The sequence below is a fragment of the Pseudomonas glycinae genome (assembly GCF_001594225.2).
Lineage (GTDB): Bacteria > Pseudomonadota > Gammaproteobacteria > Pseudomonadales > Pseudomonadaceae > Aquipseudomonas > Aquipseudomonas glycinae.
The window spans coordinates 489,327-507,862 of record NZ_CP014205.2 but is presented as its reverse complement, the minus strand read 5'-3'; the positions used below and the strand labels follow the sequence as shown (position 1 = coordinate 507,862).

General features: G+C 61.4%; 12 protein-coding genes and 2 pseudogenes. 3 read left to right on the top strand and 11 right to left on the bottom strand.

The window, feature by feature from the left end:
* Nucleotides 1-68 precede the first annotated feature (68 nt).
* A complete protein-coding gene (gene arcA, locus AWU82_RS02360; protein ID WP_039766042.1) occupies nt 69-1,325 on the bottom strand; it encodes an arginine deiminase in 1,257 nt (418 codons plus the stop codon).
* A 34-nt stretch (nt 1,326-1,359) separates the two neighbouring features.
* Complete coding sequence (gene arcD / locus AWU82_RS02355; protein ID WP_064383741.1) at nt 1,360-2,787, bottom strand: arginine-ornithine antiporter; 1,428 nt, start codon at nt 2,785-2,787, stop codon at nt 1,360-1,362.
* Between the two features lie 448 nt (nt 2,788-3,235).
* Here arcD (AWU82_RS02355) and arcD (AWU82_RS02350) point away from each other — a divergent pair, with 448 nt between their 5' ends.
* The gene (gene arcD, locus AWU82_RS02350) at nt 3,236-4,663 is read left to right on the top strand and encodes an arginine-ornithine antiporter (RefSeq protein ID WP_064383740.1); all 1,428 of its coding nucleotides are present in this window, start codon (nt 3,236-3,238) and stop codon (nt 4,661-4,663) included.
* Nucleotides 4,664-4,737: 74 nt separating this feature from the next.
* Here the strand turns inward: arcD (AWU82_RS02350) and AWU82_RS02345 are convergent, their stop codons facing one another.
* The 9 genes and pseudogenes from AWU82_RS02345 to gap form a co-directional block, all read right to left on the bottom strand.
* Nucleotides 4,738-6,084, bottom strand: coding sequence for a CoA transferase (locus AWU82_RS02345; RefSeq protein ID WP_064383739.1), 1,347 nt, complete (start codon nt 6,082-6,084; stop codon nt 4,738-4,740).
* Between the two features lie 197 nt (nt 6,085-6,281).
* Nucleotides 6,282-6,809 (bottom strand): annotated as a pseudogene (locus AWU82_RS29470) (methyl-accepting chemotaxis protein); the annotation flags it as partial.
* Between the two features lie 378 nt (nt 6,810-7,187).
* Nucleotides 7,188-8,147 (bottom strand): annotated as a pseudogene (locus tag AWU82_RS29465) (methyl-accepting chemotaxis protein); the annotation flags it as partial.
* A gap of 453 nt (nt 8,148-8,600) precedes the next feature.
* Nucleotides 8,601-8,996 (bottom strand): YbaN family protein, encoded by a 396-nt coding sequence (locus AWU82_RS02335; RefSeq protein WP_011335620.1) that lies wholly within the window; start codon nt 8,994-8,996, stop codon nt 8,601-8,603.
* Nucleotides 8,997-9,165: 169 nt separating this feature from the next.
* A complete protein-coding gene (locus AWU82_RS02330) occupies nt 9,166-9,762 on the bottom strand; it encodes a biliverdin-producing heme oxygenase (protein WP_064383738.1) in 597 nt (198 codons plus the stop codon).
* A gap of 111 nt (nt 9,763-9,873) precedes the next feature.
* Nucleotides 9,874-12,459, bottom strand: coding sequence for a TonB-dependent receptor (locus AWU82_RS02325; RefSeq protein WP_064383737.1), 2,586 nt, complete (start codon nt 12,457-12,459; stop codon nt 9,874-9,876).
* 122 nt (nt 12,460-12,581) lie between these two features.
* Complete coding sequence (locus AWU82_RS02320; RefSeq protein WP_064383736.1) at nt 12,582-13,547, bottom strand: FecR family protein; 966 nt, start codon at nt 13,545-13,547, stop codon at nt 12,582-12,584.
* Nucleotides 13,548-13,671: 124 nt separating this feature from the next.
* Nucleotides 13,672-14,190, bottom strand: a complete 519-nt coding sequence (locus tag AWU82_RS02315; RefSeq protein ID WP_064383735.1) for an RNA polymerase sigma factor — start codon at nt 14,188-14,190, stop codon at nt 13,672-13,674.
* Nucleotides 14,191-14,387: 197 nt separating this feature from the next.
* Entirely contained in the window at nt 14,388-15,389 is a 1,002-nt protein-coding gene (gap, locus tag AWU82_RS02310) for a type I glyceraldehyde-3-phosphate dehydrogenase (RefSeq protein WP_064383734.1), read from the bottom strand.
* Nucleotides 15,390-15,610: 221 nt separating this feature from the next.
* Here gap and edd point away from each other — a divergent pair, with 221 nt between their 5' ends.
* Together edd and AWU82_RS02300 are read left to right on the top strand one after the other, a co-directional pair.
* A complete protein-coding gene (gene edd, locus AWU82_RS02305) occupies nt 15,611-17,437 on the top strand; it encodes a phosphogluconate dehydratase (protein ID WP_064383733.1) in 1,827 nt (608 codons plus the stop codon).
* Nucleotides 17,434-18,387: a glucokinase gene (locus tag AWU82_RS02300; RefSeq protein WP_064383732.1), complete on the top strand. Its 954-nt coding sequence runs from the start codon at nt 17,434-17,436 to the stop codon at nt 18,385-18,387. Before edd ends, AWU82_RS02300 begins: the two co-directional genes overlap by 4 nt.
* The last annotated feature ends 149 nt before the right edge of the window (nt 18,388-18,536 follow it).

The window sequence follows — 18,536 nt, the reverse complement described above, 5'->3', positions numbered from 1 at the left end:
ATGATTCTCCTTGGATTCGGTAATCGGCCCGGCCGCGACGGGATAGGTGCGGCCGGGGAGATGGTCGTTTAGTAATCGATAGGGTCGCGGATGATCGGGCAAGTCATGCAGTGGCCACCGCCACGGCCGCGACCGAGTTCGCCGGCGCTGATGGTGATGACCTCGACCCCGGCCTTGCGCAGCAGGGTGTTGGTGTAAGTGTTGCGGTCGTAGCCGATGACCACGCCCGGCTCCACGGCCACCACGTTGTTGCCGTCGTCCCATTGCTCGCGTTCGGCGGCGAAGCTGTTGCCGCCGGTTTCTACGACGCGCAGTTTCGGCAGGTTGAGGGCTTTGGCCACGACGTCGAGGAACGTGCCTTCTTCGCGACGGATGTCGATGCCGCCCTGTTTGCTTTCGTCAGGGCGCAGGGTGAAGGCGACGATCTGGTTCACCACTTCCGGGAAGATCGTGACGAGGTCGCGGTCGCAGAAGCTGAACACGGTATCGAGGTGCATCGCCGCGCGAGACTTCGGCAGGCCGGCGACGATGACTTTTTCCACGGCCTTGTTCTTGAACAGGTTCAGCGCCAGTTGGCCGATGGCCTGACGCGACGAGCGCTCGCCCATACCGATCAGCACCACGCCGTTGCCGATTGGCATGACGTCGCCGCCTTCGAGGGTCGAGCTGCCGTGATCCTTGTCCGGGTCGCCGTACCAGATCTCGAAATCGGCGTTGGTGAATTGCGGATGGAATTTGTAGATGGCGGTGGTCAGCAGGGTCTCCTGACGACGGGCCGGCCAGTACATCGGGTTCAGCGTCACGCCACCGTAGATCCAGCAGGTGGTGTCGCGGGTGAACTGGGTGTTCGGCAGCGGCGGCAGAATGAAGCTGGAGTGGCCGAGGAAGTCGCGGAACATCTGGATGGTCTTGCCACCGAAGCTGTCCGGCAGGTCATCGGCGGACACGCCGCCGATCAGGAATTCGGCGATGTGTCGCGGCTCCAGGCTTTTCAGCCAGGATTTGACTTCGTTGATCAGGCCCAGGCCCACCGAATCGGCGGTGACCTTGCGCTCGAGGATCCAGTCCAGCGCTTCCGGGATGGCGACGATGTCGGTCAGTAGGTTGTGCATTTCCAGCACGTCGATCCCGCGCTCACGCATCTTGGTCACGAAGTCGAAATGGTCGCGCTTGGCCTGAGCGACCCACAGCACGTCGTCGAACAGCAGTTCATCGCAGTTGTTCGGGGTCAGCCGCTGATGGGCCAGACCTGGGGAGCAAACCATGACTTTGCGCAGTTTGCCGGCTTCGGAATGGACGCCGTACTTAGCTTTTTCCGTGGTCATTTCAGTGATCCTCCAGAGTGAAAACGTTGGGCAATTACAGAGTCAGGAAGCCGTCATACAGTCCGTAGGCAGCCACCAGGGCGCCCACGACCACTGCGGCGAAAATCAGCTTCTCGACGTTGGTGAAAACCGGTTGTTTGAGTTCGAGCTTGGCCTTGGCGAACAGGATCGCGCCGGGGGCATAGAGCAGGGCCGAGAGCAGCAGGTACTTCACGCCACCGGCGTAAAGCAGCCAGACCGCGTAGATCAGGGCGATGGCGCCGATGATCAGGTCCTTGCGCCGTTCGGCCGCGAAGCCTTCGTAGCTTTCGCCGCGCACCGCCAGCAGCAGGGCGTAGGCCGCCGACCACAGGTACGGCACCAGAATCATCGAGGTGGCGAGGTAGATCAGCGACAGGTAAGTGCTGGCCGAAAACAGAGTGATGATCAGGAACAGCTGCACCATCGCGTTGGTCAGCCACAGGGCGTTGACCGGCACGTGGTTGGCGTTTTCCTTGCGCAGGAACTCCGGCATGGTGTGGTCCTTGGCGGCGGCGAACATGATCTCCGCACACAGCAGCACCCACGATAGCAACGCCCCGAGCAGCGAGATGATCAGACCGACGCTGATCAGCACCGCGCCCCAGTGACCGACCACGTGTTCCAGCACGGCGGCCATCGACGGGTTCTGCAGTTTGGCCAGTTCCGGCTGGGTCATGATGCCCAGCGACAGCACGTTCACCAGCACCAGGAACAGCAGCACGGTGATGAAACCGATCACGGTCGCCTTGCCGACGTCCGAACGTTTTTCCGCCCGGGCCGAGAAGATGCTCGCGCCTTCGATGCCGATGAACACCCACACGGTGACCAGCATCATGTTGCGCACCTGGTTCATCACGCTGCCCAGATCCGGGTTTTTCACGCCCCAGATATCGGCGGTGAAAATGTCCAGTTTGAAGGCGAAGATCGCGATCAATACGAACAGCAGCAGCGGCACGACCTTGGCGACGGTGGTCACGAGGTTGATGAACGCCGCTTCCTTGATCCCGCGCAGTACCAGGAAGTGCACGGCCCATAACAGGACAGAGGCGCCGATCACGGCTGCAACGGTGTTGCCTTCCCCGAAAATCGGAAAGAAGTAGCCGAGGGTGCTGAACAGCAGAACGAAGTAACCGACGTTGCCCAGCCAGGCACTGATCCAGTAACCCCAGGCCGAGGAGAAACCCATGTAATCGCCGAAACCGGCCTTGGCGTAGGCGTAGACACCGCCGTCCAGGTCAGGCTTGCGATTGGCGAGGGTTTGAAAGACGAAAGCGAGGGTGAGCATGCCGACAGCGGTGATGGCCCAGCCAATCAGTACCGCGCCGACATCGGCACTGGCGGCCATGTTTTGTGGCAAAGAGAATATCCCGCCACCGATCATTGAGCCGACTACCAACGCGACCAGTGCACCTAGTCGTAGTTTTCCGGGAGCTTCAGACATTGCATGACTCCATTGCAGGAGAGAAGAGTTCACAGCGTAGTTCTGTTGGCTTTTCAAACAGCTGACTTAGATCAGTGCATGGTCACATTCCATTGTTAATGAATGACTTATGAACCGGATGAAGGCATAAGGCTATTGTCTGTAAGGCCCGTCCTAGAGGCTTTTTGGGGAAATAATTAAGAATGGATCCTATTACTTTCGAATTATCACGCTAGTTCCTTTTCAGGTTTTGGCAAATTTTTCAGCGCTGTTTTCAGTACAGAATTGATTTATCAGGATTCGCGCACAAAATTGTCTGAACGTGCTATGCGTTAGTGCCGATGGCTATATATAACGGTTGTAAGTTGGCGTTATTCAATAAACGTCATACGCTTTATCCATTTAGTTAATAGCCGGTTGTATAACGGTTTCGCGGCCCATGCCGCCCTGGGAACCTGGAGACGCTGGAATGTCGCAACCGACGCAAAAACTGCGCCTTGGCGCACTGATCGCCCTGGTGGTGGGTTCGATGATTGGCGGGGGGATTTTTTCCCTGCCGCAGAACATGGCAGCCCGAGCCGATGCCGGCGCCATCCTGATCGGCTGGGGCATCACCGCAATCGGCATGCTCACCCTGGCGTTCGTGTTCCAGACTTTGGCCAATCGCAAGCCGGAACTGGACTCCGGCGTGTATGCCTACGCCAAGGCCGGGTTCGGCGATTACATGGGCTTTTCGTCCGCGTGGGGTTACTGGATCAGTGCCTGGCTGGGCAACGTCGGGTATTTCGTGTTGCTGTTCAGCACCCTCGGCTACTTCTTTCCGGTATTCGGCCAGGGCAATACGCCGATTGCGATTGGCTGCGCTTCGGTGTTGCTGTGGGCGGTGCACTTTCTGGTGATGCGCGGGATCAAGGAAGCCGCGCTGATCAATCAGTTGACCACCGTGGCCAAGATCATTCCGCTGATCATGTTCGTGGTCATCGCCGCCGTGGCCTTCAAGGCTGACGTGTTTACCCGCGACATCTGGGGCCGCAGCAATCCGAATTTCGGCGGCGTGATGGATCAGGTGCGCAACATGATGCTGGTCACCGTGTTCGTGTTCATCGGTATCGAAGGCGCCAGCGTTTACTCGGCGCGGGCGGAGAAGCGCTCGGATGTCGGACGGGCCACGGTGATCGGTTTCATCGGTGTGCTGGCGCTGCTGGTGCTGGTCAATGTGTTGTCGCTGGGGATCATGAGCCAGCCGGAACTGGCGACCTTGCAGAACCCGTCGCTGGCCGCCGTACTGGAACACATTGTCGGGCCATGGGGTGCGCTGCTGATCAGCGTGGGCCTGGCCATTTCATTGCTCGGTGCGTTGTTGTCGTGGGCGCTGTTGTGCGCCGAGATCCTGTTCGCCACCGCCAGGGACAACACGATGCCGGCGTTCCTGAAAAAGGAAAACGCCAACCATGTGCCGGTCAATGCGTTGTGGCTGACCAATGTGATGATCCAGATTTTCCTGCTGATCACGCTGTTTTCCGCCGGCACTTACACCAGTCTGATTTACCTCGCGTCGTCGATGATTCTGGTGCCGTATCTGTGGTCGGCAGCCTATGCCGTATTGCTCAGCGGGCGGGGGGAAACCTATGAACATGCCTCCGCCGAACGCACCAAGGATCTGCTGATCGGCGGTATCGCCCTGTGCTACGCAGTGTGGTTGCTGTACGCCGGCGGGGTGAAATATTTGCTGCTGTCGGCGCTGCTGTATGCGCCGGGGGTGATCCTGTTCGCCAAGGCCAAGCATGAGCAGGGCGAGCCGTTGTTCACCACGCTCGAGAAGGGGATTTTCACCTGCGTCATTGCGGGGGCCGGGCTCGCGGCCTACGGGTTGTACAGCGGCGTGTTATCTCTGTGAGATTGCGGCTCGACTATCAGGGGGCTTACGACTGGCCGGCGATGCCCGGTTTCCTCGCGAAAACGGTGGAGAGGTCACCACTGCGCCCGATGTGAACCCAATTCAGTTGCCGGCAAAGTCCACTGCAACGGCGTTCCAGCAATACGCAGCGGCGCCTGAAGCCGATGTGCCGGCCCCCATGGTGTCTGCTCCAAGCTCAAGCTTTGATCCTGTGGATTTTCCGGAAGCAACGCCTGGTCAGTCCCCGGTCCATGCTCGATCAACAACTTCGCCGTCCGCGCCAGCGACAACCGCGCCGATCCACCTCGACCACTGCGTAACCGTTCAGCCAGCAACCGAATCACACTCGCTGCCATCAGATACCCCGTCGCATGATCCAGTGCCTGCACCGGCAGCGGTGTCGGTTTGTCCGCCTGCTTCCAGCGCTGCCCGGCCTCGGCGATTCCGCTGCTCATCTGCACCAGACTGTCGAAACCCCGACGGTTCTGCCACGGGCCGCTCCAGCCGTAGGCGTTGAGGCAGACATCGATCAACCCCGGCGCCAGTTGTCGGCGGCGTTCGACGCCGAAGCCAAGTTGTTCAAGGGCGTCGGCGCGATAGCCGTGCAACAGAATGTCGGCATCCTTGAGCAAACTTTCGAACACTGCACGATCTGCTGGCTCATGCAGATCCAGTCGCGCACAACGTTTGCCGAGGGTCACTTCCGGCACCACGCCGGGTTCGTTCCAGGTCGGCGGGTCGATGCGCAGGACGTTGGCGCCGAGCCCCGCGAGGAAGCGGCTGGCGGTCGGGCCGGCCAGTACGCGGGTCAGATCGAGCACCTTGAGCCCGGCCAATGGCCGCGCCACCGAGCCTTGCCAGGGTTGATGACTTTCTTCTTTCCCGTCACTGAAATGCACCAAGGGTTCGGCATTCACCGCCAAGCCTTGGGGATGTTTCTGCCACTGTTCCCAACTGCGCATTTCAGCCGCACAACCCTTGGCCTCGACCACCGCTCGCTCCAGATCGGCACTGGCCCATTGCGCGACTTTCGCCGCCATGGCCGCGCGGTCGGCACAGGCGCCGAGCACGCTTTCAGCGGCGGCGCGGTGATGCGGGGCGTTGGTGTGCAGGCGGATCCAGCCGTCTTTGGTCGCATAGTCGCCGGCCACCGGATCCCACAGCGGCGGCACTTCCCAGCCGATCGGCCGCAGCGAGGTGGCGAACCAGAACGAGGCGAGGCGACAGTCGACTTCTACGCTGGGCAAGTTGCCGGTTTGCTGCTGAAGGAGTTCGCCGACCGCTTGCCCGGCAGCGGCAATGCTCGCGCAGGCAAGGTCGGTGACGGCAAACGCCGAGGGCAGGGCGCCCTCGCCGGTGAACGGAATCGGTGTGCGGGACAAGCCGAGCGCGGCTTGAATGGACGTGAGCAGATCAGTCATCGAAGGCCCTCCGGAACGAGAGGGCAGAATAGTGCAAAACGCTGTTGGCTTAGATGAAATCCCCGATTGACCGGACATCACCGGTCCCTGTGGGAGCTGGCTTGCCAGCGATTACGCAGTGCCAGTCGACAATGTATCGACTGATCTACCGCCATCGCTGGCAAGCCAGCTCCCACAGGGGTTCAGGGCGACTGCGATTACACGCGGAACTGATCCATCAATTTCATCTGCTGACTGGCCAGGGCATTGAGCTGGCTGCTGATCGCCGCCGATTCGGTGGCCTGTTCGGTCAGGGTTTCGGTGACGGTGCGGATCGCCGAGACGTTGCGGTTGACCTCTTCGGCCACCGCGCTTTGCTGTTCTGCGGCGCTGGCGATCTGCAGGTTCATGTCGCTGATCACGGTGACCGCGTCGCTGATCTTGCCGAGGGCGTCCACGGCCTGGCGGATCTGCCCGGCGTTGTTGTGGGCCTGGGTCTGGCTCGAGTGCATGGTCGCGACCACGCCACGGGTGCCGGTCTGGATGCGTTCGATCACCACGCGGATTTCTTCCACCGAATCCTGGGTGCGCTTGGCGAGGTTACGGACTTCATCTGCCACCACCGCAAAACCACGACCGCTTTCACCGGCACGGGCCGCTTCGATCGCGGCGTTCAGCGCCAGCAGGTTGGTCTGCTCGGCAATGCTGCGGATCACCTCCAGCACCGAACCGATCTGCTCGCTGTTGACTGCCAGCTCTTCGACCTCGGTGACCGCTTTGCTGACTTCATCGGCCAGTTGATTGATGTCACGGGTGCTGCGCTCGATGATCGACATCCCGTCCTTGGCCGACTGGTCGGCGCCTTTCGCCGCGTTGGCAGCGTTCGAGGCGCTGTTGGCCACGTCGTGGGCGGTGGCGCTCATTTCGTTGGAGGCGGTCGCTACCTGATCGATCTCGCGGAACTGCACCTGCATGCCTTCGCTGGTCTGGCGGGCGATTTCCGACGATTGATCGGCGGTGCCACGGGCCTCGGTGATGCTCTGTTTGATCTGGGCGATGGTCGGTTGCAGCTTGTCGAGGAAGCGGTTGAACCAGTTCACCAGTTCGCCCAGTTCGTCTTTCCTGGTGTAGTTCAGGCGCTGGGTCAGGTCGCCTTCGCCGCTGGCGATGTTCTTCAGCATTTCGGCGACGCTGTTGATCGGGCGGGTCACGCCGGAGGCGGTCAGCCAGATCAGCACCAGACCGATCAGGCCGGCGATCACGGCCACCGCCAACGCGGTAATCATGCCGGTTTCCTGCGCGTCGTCGAGCACTGCCTGGAGCTTGACCGAGTCGGCCAGCAGCACTTGTTTCGGCAGGTCGATGACCACGCCCCAGGCCCGGGAGTTGCCAATCGGATCGACCGGGTACACGGCGCGGATCAGGTCGCCCTGTTCGAGAATCTTCGGCGTGCCGGCGCTCAGCAGTTGCAAGATGTCCTTGCCTTCGGCACCGAGGGTTTCGGTGATGCCTTTGCCGACCTTGGTCGCGTCGGTGCTGTAGGCGCCCAGCACGCCGCTGCCGGAGACGATCAGCATGTGTCCGGCACTGTTGAACAGCTCACGCTGGGAATTGACGGCCGCCGCTTGCAGTGCGTCGAGGGCGATGTCGACACCGACCACGCCGATGGCCTTGCCGTCCACCAGCAACGGTACGGAAATGGTGGTCATGAGCATTTCCTTGCCGCCCACGGTGTCGGCGTAAGGATCAAGCAGGCAGGTACGTTTGTTGTCGCGAGGGCAGGTGTACCAGCTGTTGTAAGGCGTGCCGCTGACGCTGAGGGTGGTCTTGTTCATGTCGTCTTCGACCATGATCGTGTTCAGCGACGGACCCGCAGCACGGCTCCAGTAACTGGCGAAACGCCCCGCCTCGTTGGACTGACGCGCGGCATCGTTGGCGAATTCGCTGTCCTTGCCGTCCAGTCCGTTGGGTTCGAACGCCAGCCAGATGCCAAGCACCTTGCTGTTGCGTTCGAAGGCGGTTTTCAGGCTCTGGTTCAACTCTTCACGCAGGGCGCCGGCGTCCAGCGAACGCTTGGCAGCCATGACGCGCATGTCCTTGACCTGGTCGGCCAGGGCGGTGATCACCAGCAGGCTCTCGCCGAAGGTTTTCTGCACTTGCACCGCCTGTTCGGCAGCCTTGGCCTGCAGCAGGTCCTGCACACTGGCGGTGAGCATCTTGCTGCTGGAAGTGCTGACCAGTTCGTCGTTCTGGTTGGTCTGGTAAATATTGATGCCAACGATCAGCGCGACTACACCGAGCAGGCACAGGCCGGACAGCAGGACGATTTTCAGGCGAATGGACAGAGAGTCGAACATGGGACGTTCTCGCGAATGGATGAGCTGTTGGCTAAGAGGCAGGAAGGTGCCCGGTTCGCCAAATCCATTCAGCGCCATTCAATGCTCATCGGCGCGGGGCGAGGGGGCATGAGCCGCATGCCGACGAACGGTCATGGCTAAACGTTTGCGCGGGTAAATACCCTGAAAACAAGGGAAAAATCAGGAAATCTTCGGCAGCGCTTCCGGTCGTGACCAGATCCACAGATTGCCCATCGTCATCCCCACAATCGCCAGATAGATCGGCCAGCCGTGATCGAGCATTACCAGCATCAGCGTGGCGCACAGCAACATGCTGACGGTGGCGCTGACCTTGGCCTTGCGGGCGATGATCTTGCCGTTACGCCAGTTGCTCAGGATCGGGCCGAACAGCCGATGGTTTTCCAGCCAGGCACTCAGGCGCGGCGAACTGCGGGTCGCGGCCCAGGCGGCGAGCAGGATGAACTCGGTGGTCGGCAGGCCGGGCACGACGATGGCGATCAGGCCGATGCCGAGGCTGACATAGGCGAGCAGGCCGAACAGCAGGCGGGCGAGTCGGGAGGCGGCGGGTTGGGGCATGGGCTCAGCGAGAGGCTTATGTGACAGGGTGGGAATCTTACAGACTTACGCAATTCCTTGTGGGAGCTGGCTTGCCAGCGATAGCGTCCGGTCAGTCGACAGGGATGTTGTCTGACACGCCGTCATCGCTGGCAAGCCAGCTCCCACAGGGTTTACGGTGTGGCTGGGATCAGGCCGGTTCGGCTTCTGTGGCGTAAGCCTGTTCCAGCAGCACGGTGAAGCGGTTGAACGCATCGATCGCGCCTTGCTCCACTTCCGCTTCTTCTTCAGCACTGAATTGCAGCGAATCGAGGGTGCGTACAAAGCGCTTCCAGCCTTCGGCGCGACCGCCTTCAGGCTCGCCCAGATGACGGGCGCCAAAGGTTTCGCTCAGGTCCAGCGCGACCGCGCGTTTGATCAGGAACGCGGCGCCGAGCTTGGAGCCCTCGGAGACGAAGATCCAGCCCAGGGCGCGGGCCTTGCTCGGATTCTTCAGCGCGCCGGCGACGGGCGCAGGCACTTCGGTGTCAAGGTCGGCGAGGTCGGCCCTGGCCGCTTCGGCGCGGCAGCGGGCCGGCAGGTCAGGGACGATGGCGGTCAGTTCGGCATCGTTGTACAGCGCCACCAGCTCCGACTGGAACAGGTACTGCGCGACCACGAAACGAGCGAAATTGGCGCGGGTCTCGAACGGCGCGTTGGCCTTGACCAGCGCATCGAGCTTGCTGTGCGGCTCGTGGGTGATCTGGTTCAGGCGTTGCGAACGCAGGGCTTTTTCCGGGGTGCTCATGAGATGTCCTTGAAAAGAAGAGGCGCTTGATAACGAGACGTACGGGCAAGCGCCGGACAGTAAAAAAACCTCACGGCGCGGCCATGCATGCGCGCCGTGAGGTCATCCGGATCAAATATCCCAGACCAGGTTGATCGCGAAGTTGCGACCCGGCTGGGTCAGGCGATCGAGGTTGGCCGGTTGCGTCACCGAGGCTTCGCCGACGCTGTCGTAACCGCGCACGTCATCCCACAGCCAGTATTTCTTGTCGGTCAGGTTGTAGATGCCGCCGCTGACGGTGACGTCGTCGGTGACCTTGTAATAACCGGCCAGATCGAGAATGCCGAAGCCCGGAGTCTTGAACTGACTGCTGACCCCGTCCGGCGACTTGAAGTTGCTGTCGTCGACGCGATCCTTCTTCTTGACCACGGTCCAGCTCAGCAGGCCGCCGTAGTTGTCCTGGTCGTAACCGAGGCCGAACACGCCGGTCAGCGGGTTGACGCTGTTGAGCGGCTCGCCGTTGTCGTTGTTGCGTCCGTAGGCGTAGGAGATCGAACCCTGGGTGTACAGGCCTTGCGGCGCGCCGAAGGAATCGAGGTTCAGGCGACCTTTGACTTCGGCACCCTTGATGGTGGCGTGCTTGATGTTGCTCGACTGGAAGGTCAGCTCGTCGTAGCCAGGGGTGACGGCGTCTTCGTTGATGAAGTCGCGGTACTTGTTATAGAACACCGCCACGTCGAACGAGCCTTGCTCGAAGTTGCCGCGCAGGCCGGTTTCATAGCTTTTGCTCTTTTCCGGTTCCAGGTCCGGGTTCGGTGCCACGTTGTAGCCGGTGGTGCTGTTCTCGAAGCGGCCGTACAGGGCTTTCGCGGTCGGGGTGCGGAAGCCTTCGGCGTACTGACCGTACCAGGTGTAGTTTTCGGTCAGGGCGTAGGTCAGGCCGAATTTCGGCGAGACTTTATGCCAGGTCTTGTTCGAATCAGTGACCGTGCCATTGCCGTCGGCGGCCACTGTGTTGAGGAATTCCTGGGTGATGTGCGGCTTGAGCTGGGTGTAGTCGTAGCGCAGGCCCGGCAGGAAGGTCCAGTTGTTCCAGCTGATCTGATCCTGGGCGAACAGGCTGTAGGTGTTGATGGTCGGGTCCGGGAAGTCGCTGGACTTCTTCAGGACGTCGGCCGCGCTGGTAGCGCCGATGGCGGTGCAGCCGCGACCGACCGCCAGGCACTTGCCGTCGCCGCTGCGCGAGCCGGTGACTTTCTGCTGCTTGATCGTGGTGCCGTAGGTCAGCACGTGATCGGTGTCACCGATGGCGAATGCCTTGTCCAGTTGCGCGTCGAAGACCCACTGTTTTTCTTCGTAGATCGTGTCGCGGGTGCGCAGGACTTTACGGGTGATCGGGTAATAGAACTCGTCGGTGCTCTGGTCGGTCTTGGCGGTCTGGTGGTTGAGGCTCCACTTCACGTTGTCCGCCAGCAGGCTGTCGAGCTCGAAGCTGTGCTCCAGGCCAAAACGCTCGCGGGTGATGGTGTCGTTGCCGGTGCGCCACTGGTACATGCCGCCGGGCAGCACGCTGTTCGGGATCGTCGGAGCACCGTTGAAGTACGGGCCGCCGTAGGCGCTTTTCTGATCGGTGTCGCGATCATCCTTGTACTTTTCGTAGGTCAGGCCCAGGCGCGAACCTTCGTTGTAGTTCCAGCCGATCTTGGCCAGCACGTTGGTGGCTTTCACGTCTTCCGGGTTGGCGGCGGTGCGCTCCAGGCCCGTGCCGTTGTTGCTGCCGTAGGAATCGGTTTCGTGACCGTCGCGCTGGCTGTAGTGCAGCAAGCCGTCGAACTGGTCGGCGCGACCGGCGACGGTGGCGGATTTCAGCCAGCTCTCGTCGGCGGAGCTGTAGCCGGTTTTCAGGCGAGCGCCGACGTCTTTGCCGGGCTTGATGATGTCGTCCGGGTCGAGGGTGTAGTAGCTCACGGCGCCGCCGATGGCGTTGCTGCCGTACAGCACCGAGGCCGGGCCGCGGAGGATTTCGACGCGTTTGACGATTTCCGGGTCGACGTAATTGCGCTGGGTCTTGGCGTACGGACCATTGAAGAAACCGTCCGGCACTTCGACGCCGTCGACCTGAGTCAGGATGCGGTCGCCGTCGATGCCGCGAATGTTGTAGCCGCTGATCCCGCCGCGCTGGCCGGCGCCGCCGACGGACACGCCCGGCTCGTAGCGCACCAGATCCTTGATGGTGTTGACGTTGTTGCGGTCCAGATCCTGACGGGTCTGTACGGTGACGGTGGCCGGCACGCTGTTCACCGACTGTTCCTGACGGGTGGCGCTGATGGTCACCTGATCAAGATTGAGCGCGCCACTGCTGGCGCGTTTTTCCAGCACGACGTTGTTGTTGCTCAGTTTGCGGAAGCTCAGGTTGGTCCCCACCAACAGGCGCTCCAGGGCTTTTTCCGGTGGCAGCGAACCGCGTACGCCCGGCGACGACACGTCCTGACCCAGTTGCGCCGGCAAACCGACCTGCCAACCCGTGACGGCGGTGAACGCATTGAGCGCTGACACCAGCGGTTGCTGGGCGATGGCGAACGAGTAGTCGCCCATGTTGCGCGCCGGCTGTTCGTTCGCGGCCATCAGCGGCGCGGTGCCGGCCATCAGGATGGCGGCGGTCAGCAGCGACAGCACGCGGGAAGGGGAAGAAGTCTGGCGGGTAAGGCGTGAGGACATCGATAGCGCTCCGTGTCGCACGAATCTTTATAGGTGCTGATTGATCCGGCGAGATGCGAATCAATTGCATTGGCTATAACGAGACGAACGAGCTTTGGCTATCGAGTAAAAATAATTCTCATTTAGTTCAGAATCACCAGCGCCGGGAATTCTCGAAGCTTGGCCGAGGTGATGTGCGCGAGCGAACGCACCACGTCCAGCGGCTGGTCGAGACGGTAATTGCCGGTGACGGCGACGTCGGCCAACTGTTCGTTGGTGTTGATGATGAAGCCCGGATAGTAGCGGCGCAGTTCGGCCAGTACCTGTTTCAGCGGGCAGTTCTCGAAGATCAGCCGACCCTGCACCCAGGCCAGATCAGTGGCGGCGTCGACCTTGGCCGGGTGGTCGAAACCGTTGGGGCCGATGCGGATGCTTTCCCCGGCGGACAGTCGCACGCGGGCATCATCGCGGGTCGCACGCAGATCGACATCGCCACGCTGCACCCGCACCTGCGCCACGCCGTCCAGATAACGCACGGCAAACGCGGTGTCGCGCACGCTGGCTTTCACCGGGCCGGCGTCGATTTCCAGCGGCTGGCTGCGGCTGGCCGGAATCTCGAAAAACGCTTCGCCTTGATACAGCCGCGCGACTCGCTGCTGATCGTTGATCGTGCTGGAGAACGCGGAGTTGGTGTTGAGCAGTACCTTCGAACCGTCCTCGAGCTGCAAGCGCTGACGTTCGCCGACCACGGTCAGGTGATCGGCCTGCAAACGCACCGGCAGGTTGCTGAAGCTGAACAGCCCGAGCAGCAGCACGGCGGCGGTGGCCAGCGGTTTCCAGTGCGGGCGCAAGCGAGTGAGGACGGTGACTTTCTTCGGTTTGGCCGCGAGGTTCTGTGCGCACTGGGCGATCTGCGGGCCGTCCCAGATTGCCTGGGCCTTGGCGAACGCCTCGGCGTTCAACGGATCGGCCGCCAGCCAGGCATGGAATTGCCGGGTCTGCTCCTCGTCCGGACTGCCGAGCACGATGAGCCAGTCCAGAGCCTGGTCCATTGCGCTGGCGGCGTCCTGCGCCGATGAAGGCGAAGGGGAGCGGTGGATGTCCGTCACGGTGGTTCCTCGGCAGTGTCTGTGCACGGCTGTTTTTTTAGTGAAGCGTAAAAGTCGGGCAAGGGTAACAAAGCCCGATGATCAGTGCAGTCGATCCTGAGGTTTACAGAAAAGCCCTACGGCATCAGTCGCCATTCAAACGCTCGGCGACACCGATGCAGATGGTCATGATCAGTTTGAGTTCTTTCTGCACCGTGCTGAGAGAGACGCTCAGTTCTTCGGCGATTTCCTGATAGCTGCGCCCGTGCAGGCGGCTGAGGATAAAAATCTGCTGTTGGCGGGGACTGAGTTCAGCGAGGCTCACGTTCAGGCGCTCCAGCAATTGTTCGGCGTGGGCGGCGTCTTCGGCACTGCTGGCGGGGGCGGCGACGCTGTGCACCACGTCCTGCGGCACGTCGTCGACCATGGTGCGCGAATGGATCTTGCGCGCACGCAAATGGTCCAGCGCCAGGTTGCGCGCGGTCTGGAAGACAAAAGGTTCAAGGTGATCGATGGCCCGTTCGCTCAGCGCCCGGGTGACGCGCAGGTAGGTTTCCTGCAACAGGTCTTCGGCGGTGCTGTGGTTGTTGACCATCCGTTCCAGAGTCCGCAGCAGCGTAGTGCGCTGGGCGAGGAAGACGTGATTGAAGTGTGATTGACTCACGGGAAGACCTGATCCATTTCGGGTGAATGATAATGCTTATCATCCGCTCGAGTGGTCAAGCCTTGATTTCAAATTGGAATAATTGACCATTTGGGAGCTGGCTTGCCAGCGATGGCGGTGGGTCAGCGGATATCCATATTGGATGTGCCGACTTCGTCGCTGGCAAGCCAGCTCCCACAGGAATCAGGGGCGGGGGATTATTCCGCGTTGCACAGCGCCAGGCAGTTATCGAGCATGCGGTTGGAGAAGCCCCACTCGTTGTCGTACCAGGCCAGCACTTTCAGCAGTTTGCCGCTGGATTTGGTGTGGTTGGCGTCGAAGATCGATGACAGCGGGTTGTGGTTGAAGTCGCTCGATACCAGCGGCAGGGTGTTGAAGCCGAGGATCTTCGAATGCTGGCTCGCGGCTTTCATCAGGGCGTTCACTTCATCGGCCGAGGCTTCGCGCTTCAACTGCACGGTCAGGTCAACCAGCGACACATTGATCACCGGTACACGCACGGCCATGCCGGTCAGCTTGCCCGCCAGTTCCGGCAGCACCAGGCCCACGGCTTCGGCAGCGCCGGTCTTGCTCGGGATCATGTTCTGGGTGGCGGAGCGCGCGCGGTACGGGTCGGTGTGATAAACGTCGGTCAGGTTCTGGTCGTTGGTGTAGGCGTGAATCGTGGTCATCAGACCGCTTTCGATGCCCAGCTCGCGGTGCAGCACCTGGGCCACCGGGGCCAGGCAGTTGGTGGTGCACGACGCGTTGGAAATGATCTGGTGCGACTGGCGCAGAATGTCGTGGTTCACACCGTAAACGACGGTGGCATCGGCGCCTTTGGCCGGGGCCGAGATAATCACTTTGCGTGCGCCGGCGGTAATATGCGCGGCGGCTTTGGCCCGGTCGGTGAACAGACCGGTGCATTCGAATACCACATCAATCTTTTCCGCGGCCCATGGCAGGTCGGCCGGGTTGCGGATGGCGCTGACCGAAATGCGGTCGCCGTTGACGGTCAGGCTCTCGTTGTCATGAGCCACTTCGGCGTCGAATGTGCCATGAACGGTGTCGTACTTGAGCAGATGCGCATTGATTGCGCTGTCGCCCAGATCGTTGATGGCGACGATCTGCAAATCCTGACGATAGCCTTGGGTATACAGTGCGCGCAGGACATTACGGCCGATGCGGCCAAAACCATTGATTGCGATTCGAAGAGTCATTGAACAGCGCCGCCGTCGTTTTGTTGTTGGAATTACAAGATTATTCGCATAAAAATAGAAAACAAGCCTTTTTAGTGGCAATATTTTGTTTTATCTACAACGAGTGACCTGAATCAACTGGTCCGAATGATCAAGAAAACCGCCCGTCATCCCATGCGTGCGGGCTCTTTGATCAGCATAGACAATCAGGTCGCCACATCCGTTAGCCTGGAGTTCTACACATGCATCCCCGCGTTCTTGAGGTCACCGAACGGCTTATCGCCCGCAGCCGCGCCACGCGTCAGGCTTACCTTGCGCTGATTCGCGGCGCTGCAACTGACGGGCCGATGCGCGGCAAACTGCAATGCGCCAACTTCGCCCACGGCGTGGCCGGGTGTGGCAGCGAAGACAAGCACAGCCTGCGGATGATGAACTCGGCGAACATCGCAATTGTTTCGTCATATAACGACATGCTCTCGGCGCACCAGCCGTACGAAGTCTTCCCGGAACAGATCAAGAACGCCCTGCGCGAAATCGGCTCGGTCGGTCAGTTCGCCGGCGGTACGCCTGCCATGTGCGATGGGGTGACCCAGGGCGAGCCGGGCATGGAACTGAGCCTGCCGAGCCGCGAAGTGATCGCGATGTCGACGGCGGTGGCGCTGTCGCACAACATGTTCGACGGCGCGCTGATGCTCGGCATCTGCGACAAGATCGTGCCGGGCCTGATGATGGGCTCCCTGCGTTTCGGTCACCTGCCGACGATTTTCGTCCCGGGCGGGCCGATGGTCTCGGGAATTTCCAACAAGGAAAAAGCCGACGTGCGGCAGAAGTACGCCGAAGGCAAGGCGACCCGTGAAGAGCTGCTGGAATCGGAAATGAAGTCCTACCACAGCCCCGGCACCTGCACTTTCTACGGCACTGCCAACACCAACCAGTTGCTGATGGAAGTGATGGGCCTGCACCTGCCGGGCGCATCGTTCGTCAACCCGAACACCCCGCTGCGTGAGGCCCTGACTCGCGAAGCGGCGCATCAGGTCACGCGCCTGACCAAGCAAAATGGCAACTTCATGCCGATCGGCGAAATCGTCGACGAGAAGGCGCTGGTCAACTCGATCGTCGCGCTGCACGCCACCGGCGGTTCGACCAACCACACCCTGCACATGCCGGCCATCGCCATGGCGGCGGGCATTCAACTGACCTGGCAGGACATGGCCGACCTCTCCGAAGTCGTGCCGACCCTGAGCCACGTCTACCCGAACGGCAAGGCTGACATCAACCACTTCCAGGCAGCGGGCGGCATGTCGTTCCTGATCCGCGAACTGCTCGAAGCCGGTCTGCTGCACGAAGACGTCAACACCGTGCTCGGCCACGGCTTGAGCCAGTACACCAAGGAGCCGTTCCTCGATAACGGCAAGCTGGTGTGGCGCGAAGGCCCGACTGAAAGTCTCGACGAAAACATTCTGCGTCCGGTGGCCCGTGCGTTCTCGGCGGAGGGCGGCTTGCGCGTGATGGAGGGCAACCTCGGTCGCGGTGTGATGAAGGTGTCCGCCGTCGCGCTGGAAAACCAGATCGTCGAAGCGCCGGCCATGGTGTTTCAGGATCAGCAGGATCTGGCCGACGCTTTCAAGGCCGGTCTGCTGGAGAAGGATTTTGTCGCGGTGATGCGTTTCCAGGGCCCGCGCTCCAACGGCATGCCGGAACTGCACAAGATGACGCCGTTCCTCGGCGTGCTGCAGGATCGCGGCTTCAAGGTGGCGCTGGTGACGGACGGGCGCATGTCCGGCGCGTCGGGGAAAATCCCGGCGGCCATCCACGTCAGTCCCGAGGCTTATGTAGGCGGCGCTTTGGCGCGCGTGCAAGAGGGCGATATCATCCGCGTCGATGGCGTCAAAGGCACTTTGGAACTCAAGGTGGACGCTGCCGAATTCGCAGCGCGCGAACCCGCCAAAGGCCTGTTGGGCAACAACATCGGCAGCGGTCGCGAACTGTTTGGCTTCATGCGTTTGGCCTTCAGCTCGGCGGAGCAGGGCGCCAGCGCCTTCACTTCTGCCCTGGAGACGCTTAATTGAAACTGGCTTTGGTCGGTGACATCGGAGGCACCAACGCGCGGTTCGCGTTGTGGAAAGATCAGCAGCTCGAATCGGTTCAGGTGCTGGCCACGGCCGACCACGCCAGCCCGGAAGAGGCGATCAGCCTCTACCTCAGCAGGCTCGGTCTGGCGCCGGGCGCCATCGGTTCGGTGTGCCTGTCGGTGGCGGGGCCGGTGAGCGGCGATGAATTCAAGTTCACCAACAACCACTGGCGCCTGAGCCGCAAGGCGTTCTGCCAGACCTTGCAGGTCGAGCAGCTGTTGCTGATCAACGACTTCTCGGCGATGGCGCTGGGCATGACCCGTTTGCAGCCCGGCGAATTCCGCGTGGTCTGCGAAGGCACGCCGGAGCCATTGCGCCCGGCGGTAGTGATCGGCCCGGGCACTGGCCTGGGCGTCGGCACCTTGCTTGATCTCGGCGAAGGGCGGTTTGCCGCGTTGCCGGGCGAGGGCGGTCACGTCGATCTGCCGCTGAGCAGTCCGCGTGAAACCCAGCTCTGGCAGCACATCCACAACGAAATCGGCCACGTCAGCGCGGAAACCGCGTTGAGCGGCGGCGGCTTGCCGCGGGTCTACCGGGCGATCTGCGCGGTGGATGGTCATGAACCGAAACTCGATACACCGGAAGCCATCACTGCGGCGGGACTTGCAGGCGACCCGATTGCCCTGGAAGTGCTGGAGCAGTTCTGCTGCTGGCTCGGTCGCGTGGCCGGCAACAACGTGCTGACCACGGGCGGCCGTGGCGGGGTGTACATCGTGGGCGGCGTGATTCCACGTTTTGCCGATTTCTTCCTCGAAAGTGGTTTCGCCCGCAGCTTTGCCGACAAGGGCTGCATGAGCGATTACTTCAAGGGGATTCCGGTGTGGCTGGTGACGGCGCCGTACTCGGGGCTCGTCGGTGCAGGAGTGGCGCTCGAACAGGAAGGCTGAAGATCGTTCCCACGCTCCGCGTGGGAATGCAGCCCGTGACGCTCCGCGTCACTGGACGCGGAGCGTCCCTTGATACATTCCCACGCAGAGCGTGGGAACGATCGGTCTACACATCAGGCATAATCCGCCCAATTCCAACAACAAGGATG

Coding starts and splice junctions, on each gene's coding strand:
- arcA (WP_039766042.1), bottom strand. CDS start 1,325: ATGACCACGGAAAAAGCTAAGTACGGCGTCCATTCCGAAGCCGGCAAA.
- arcD (WP_064383741.1), bottom strand. CDS start 2,787: ATGTCTGAAGCTCCCGGAAAACTACGACTAGGTGCACTGGTCGCGTTG.
- arcD (WP_064383740.1), top strand. CDS start 3,236: ATGTCGCAACCGACGCAAAAACTGCGCCTTGGCGCACTGATCGCCCTG.
- AWU82_RS02345 (WP_064383739.1), bottom strand. CDS start 6,084: ATGACTGATCTGCTCACGTCCATTCAAGCCGCGCTCGGCTTGTCCCGC.
- AWU82_RS02335 (WP_011335620.1), bottom strand. CDS start 8,996: ATGCCCCAACCCGCCGCCTCCCGACTCGCCCGCCTGCTGTTCGGCCTG.
- AWU82_RS02330 (WP_064383738.1), bottom strand. CDS start 9,762: ATGAGCACCCCGGAAAAAGCCCTGCGTTCGCAACGCCTGAACCAGATC.
- AWU82_RS02325 (WP_064383737.1), bottom strand. CDS start 12,459: ATGTCCTCACGCCTTACCCGCCAGACTTCTTCCCCTTCCCGCGTGCTG.
- gap (WP_064383734.1), bottom strand. CDS start 15,389: ATGACTCTTCGAATCGCAATCAATGGTTTTGGCCGCATCGGCCGTAAT.
- edd (WP_064383733.1), top strand. CDS start 15,611: ATGCATCCCCGCGTTCTTGAGGTCACCGAACGGCTTATCGCCCGCAGC.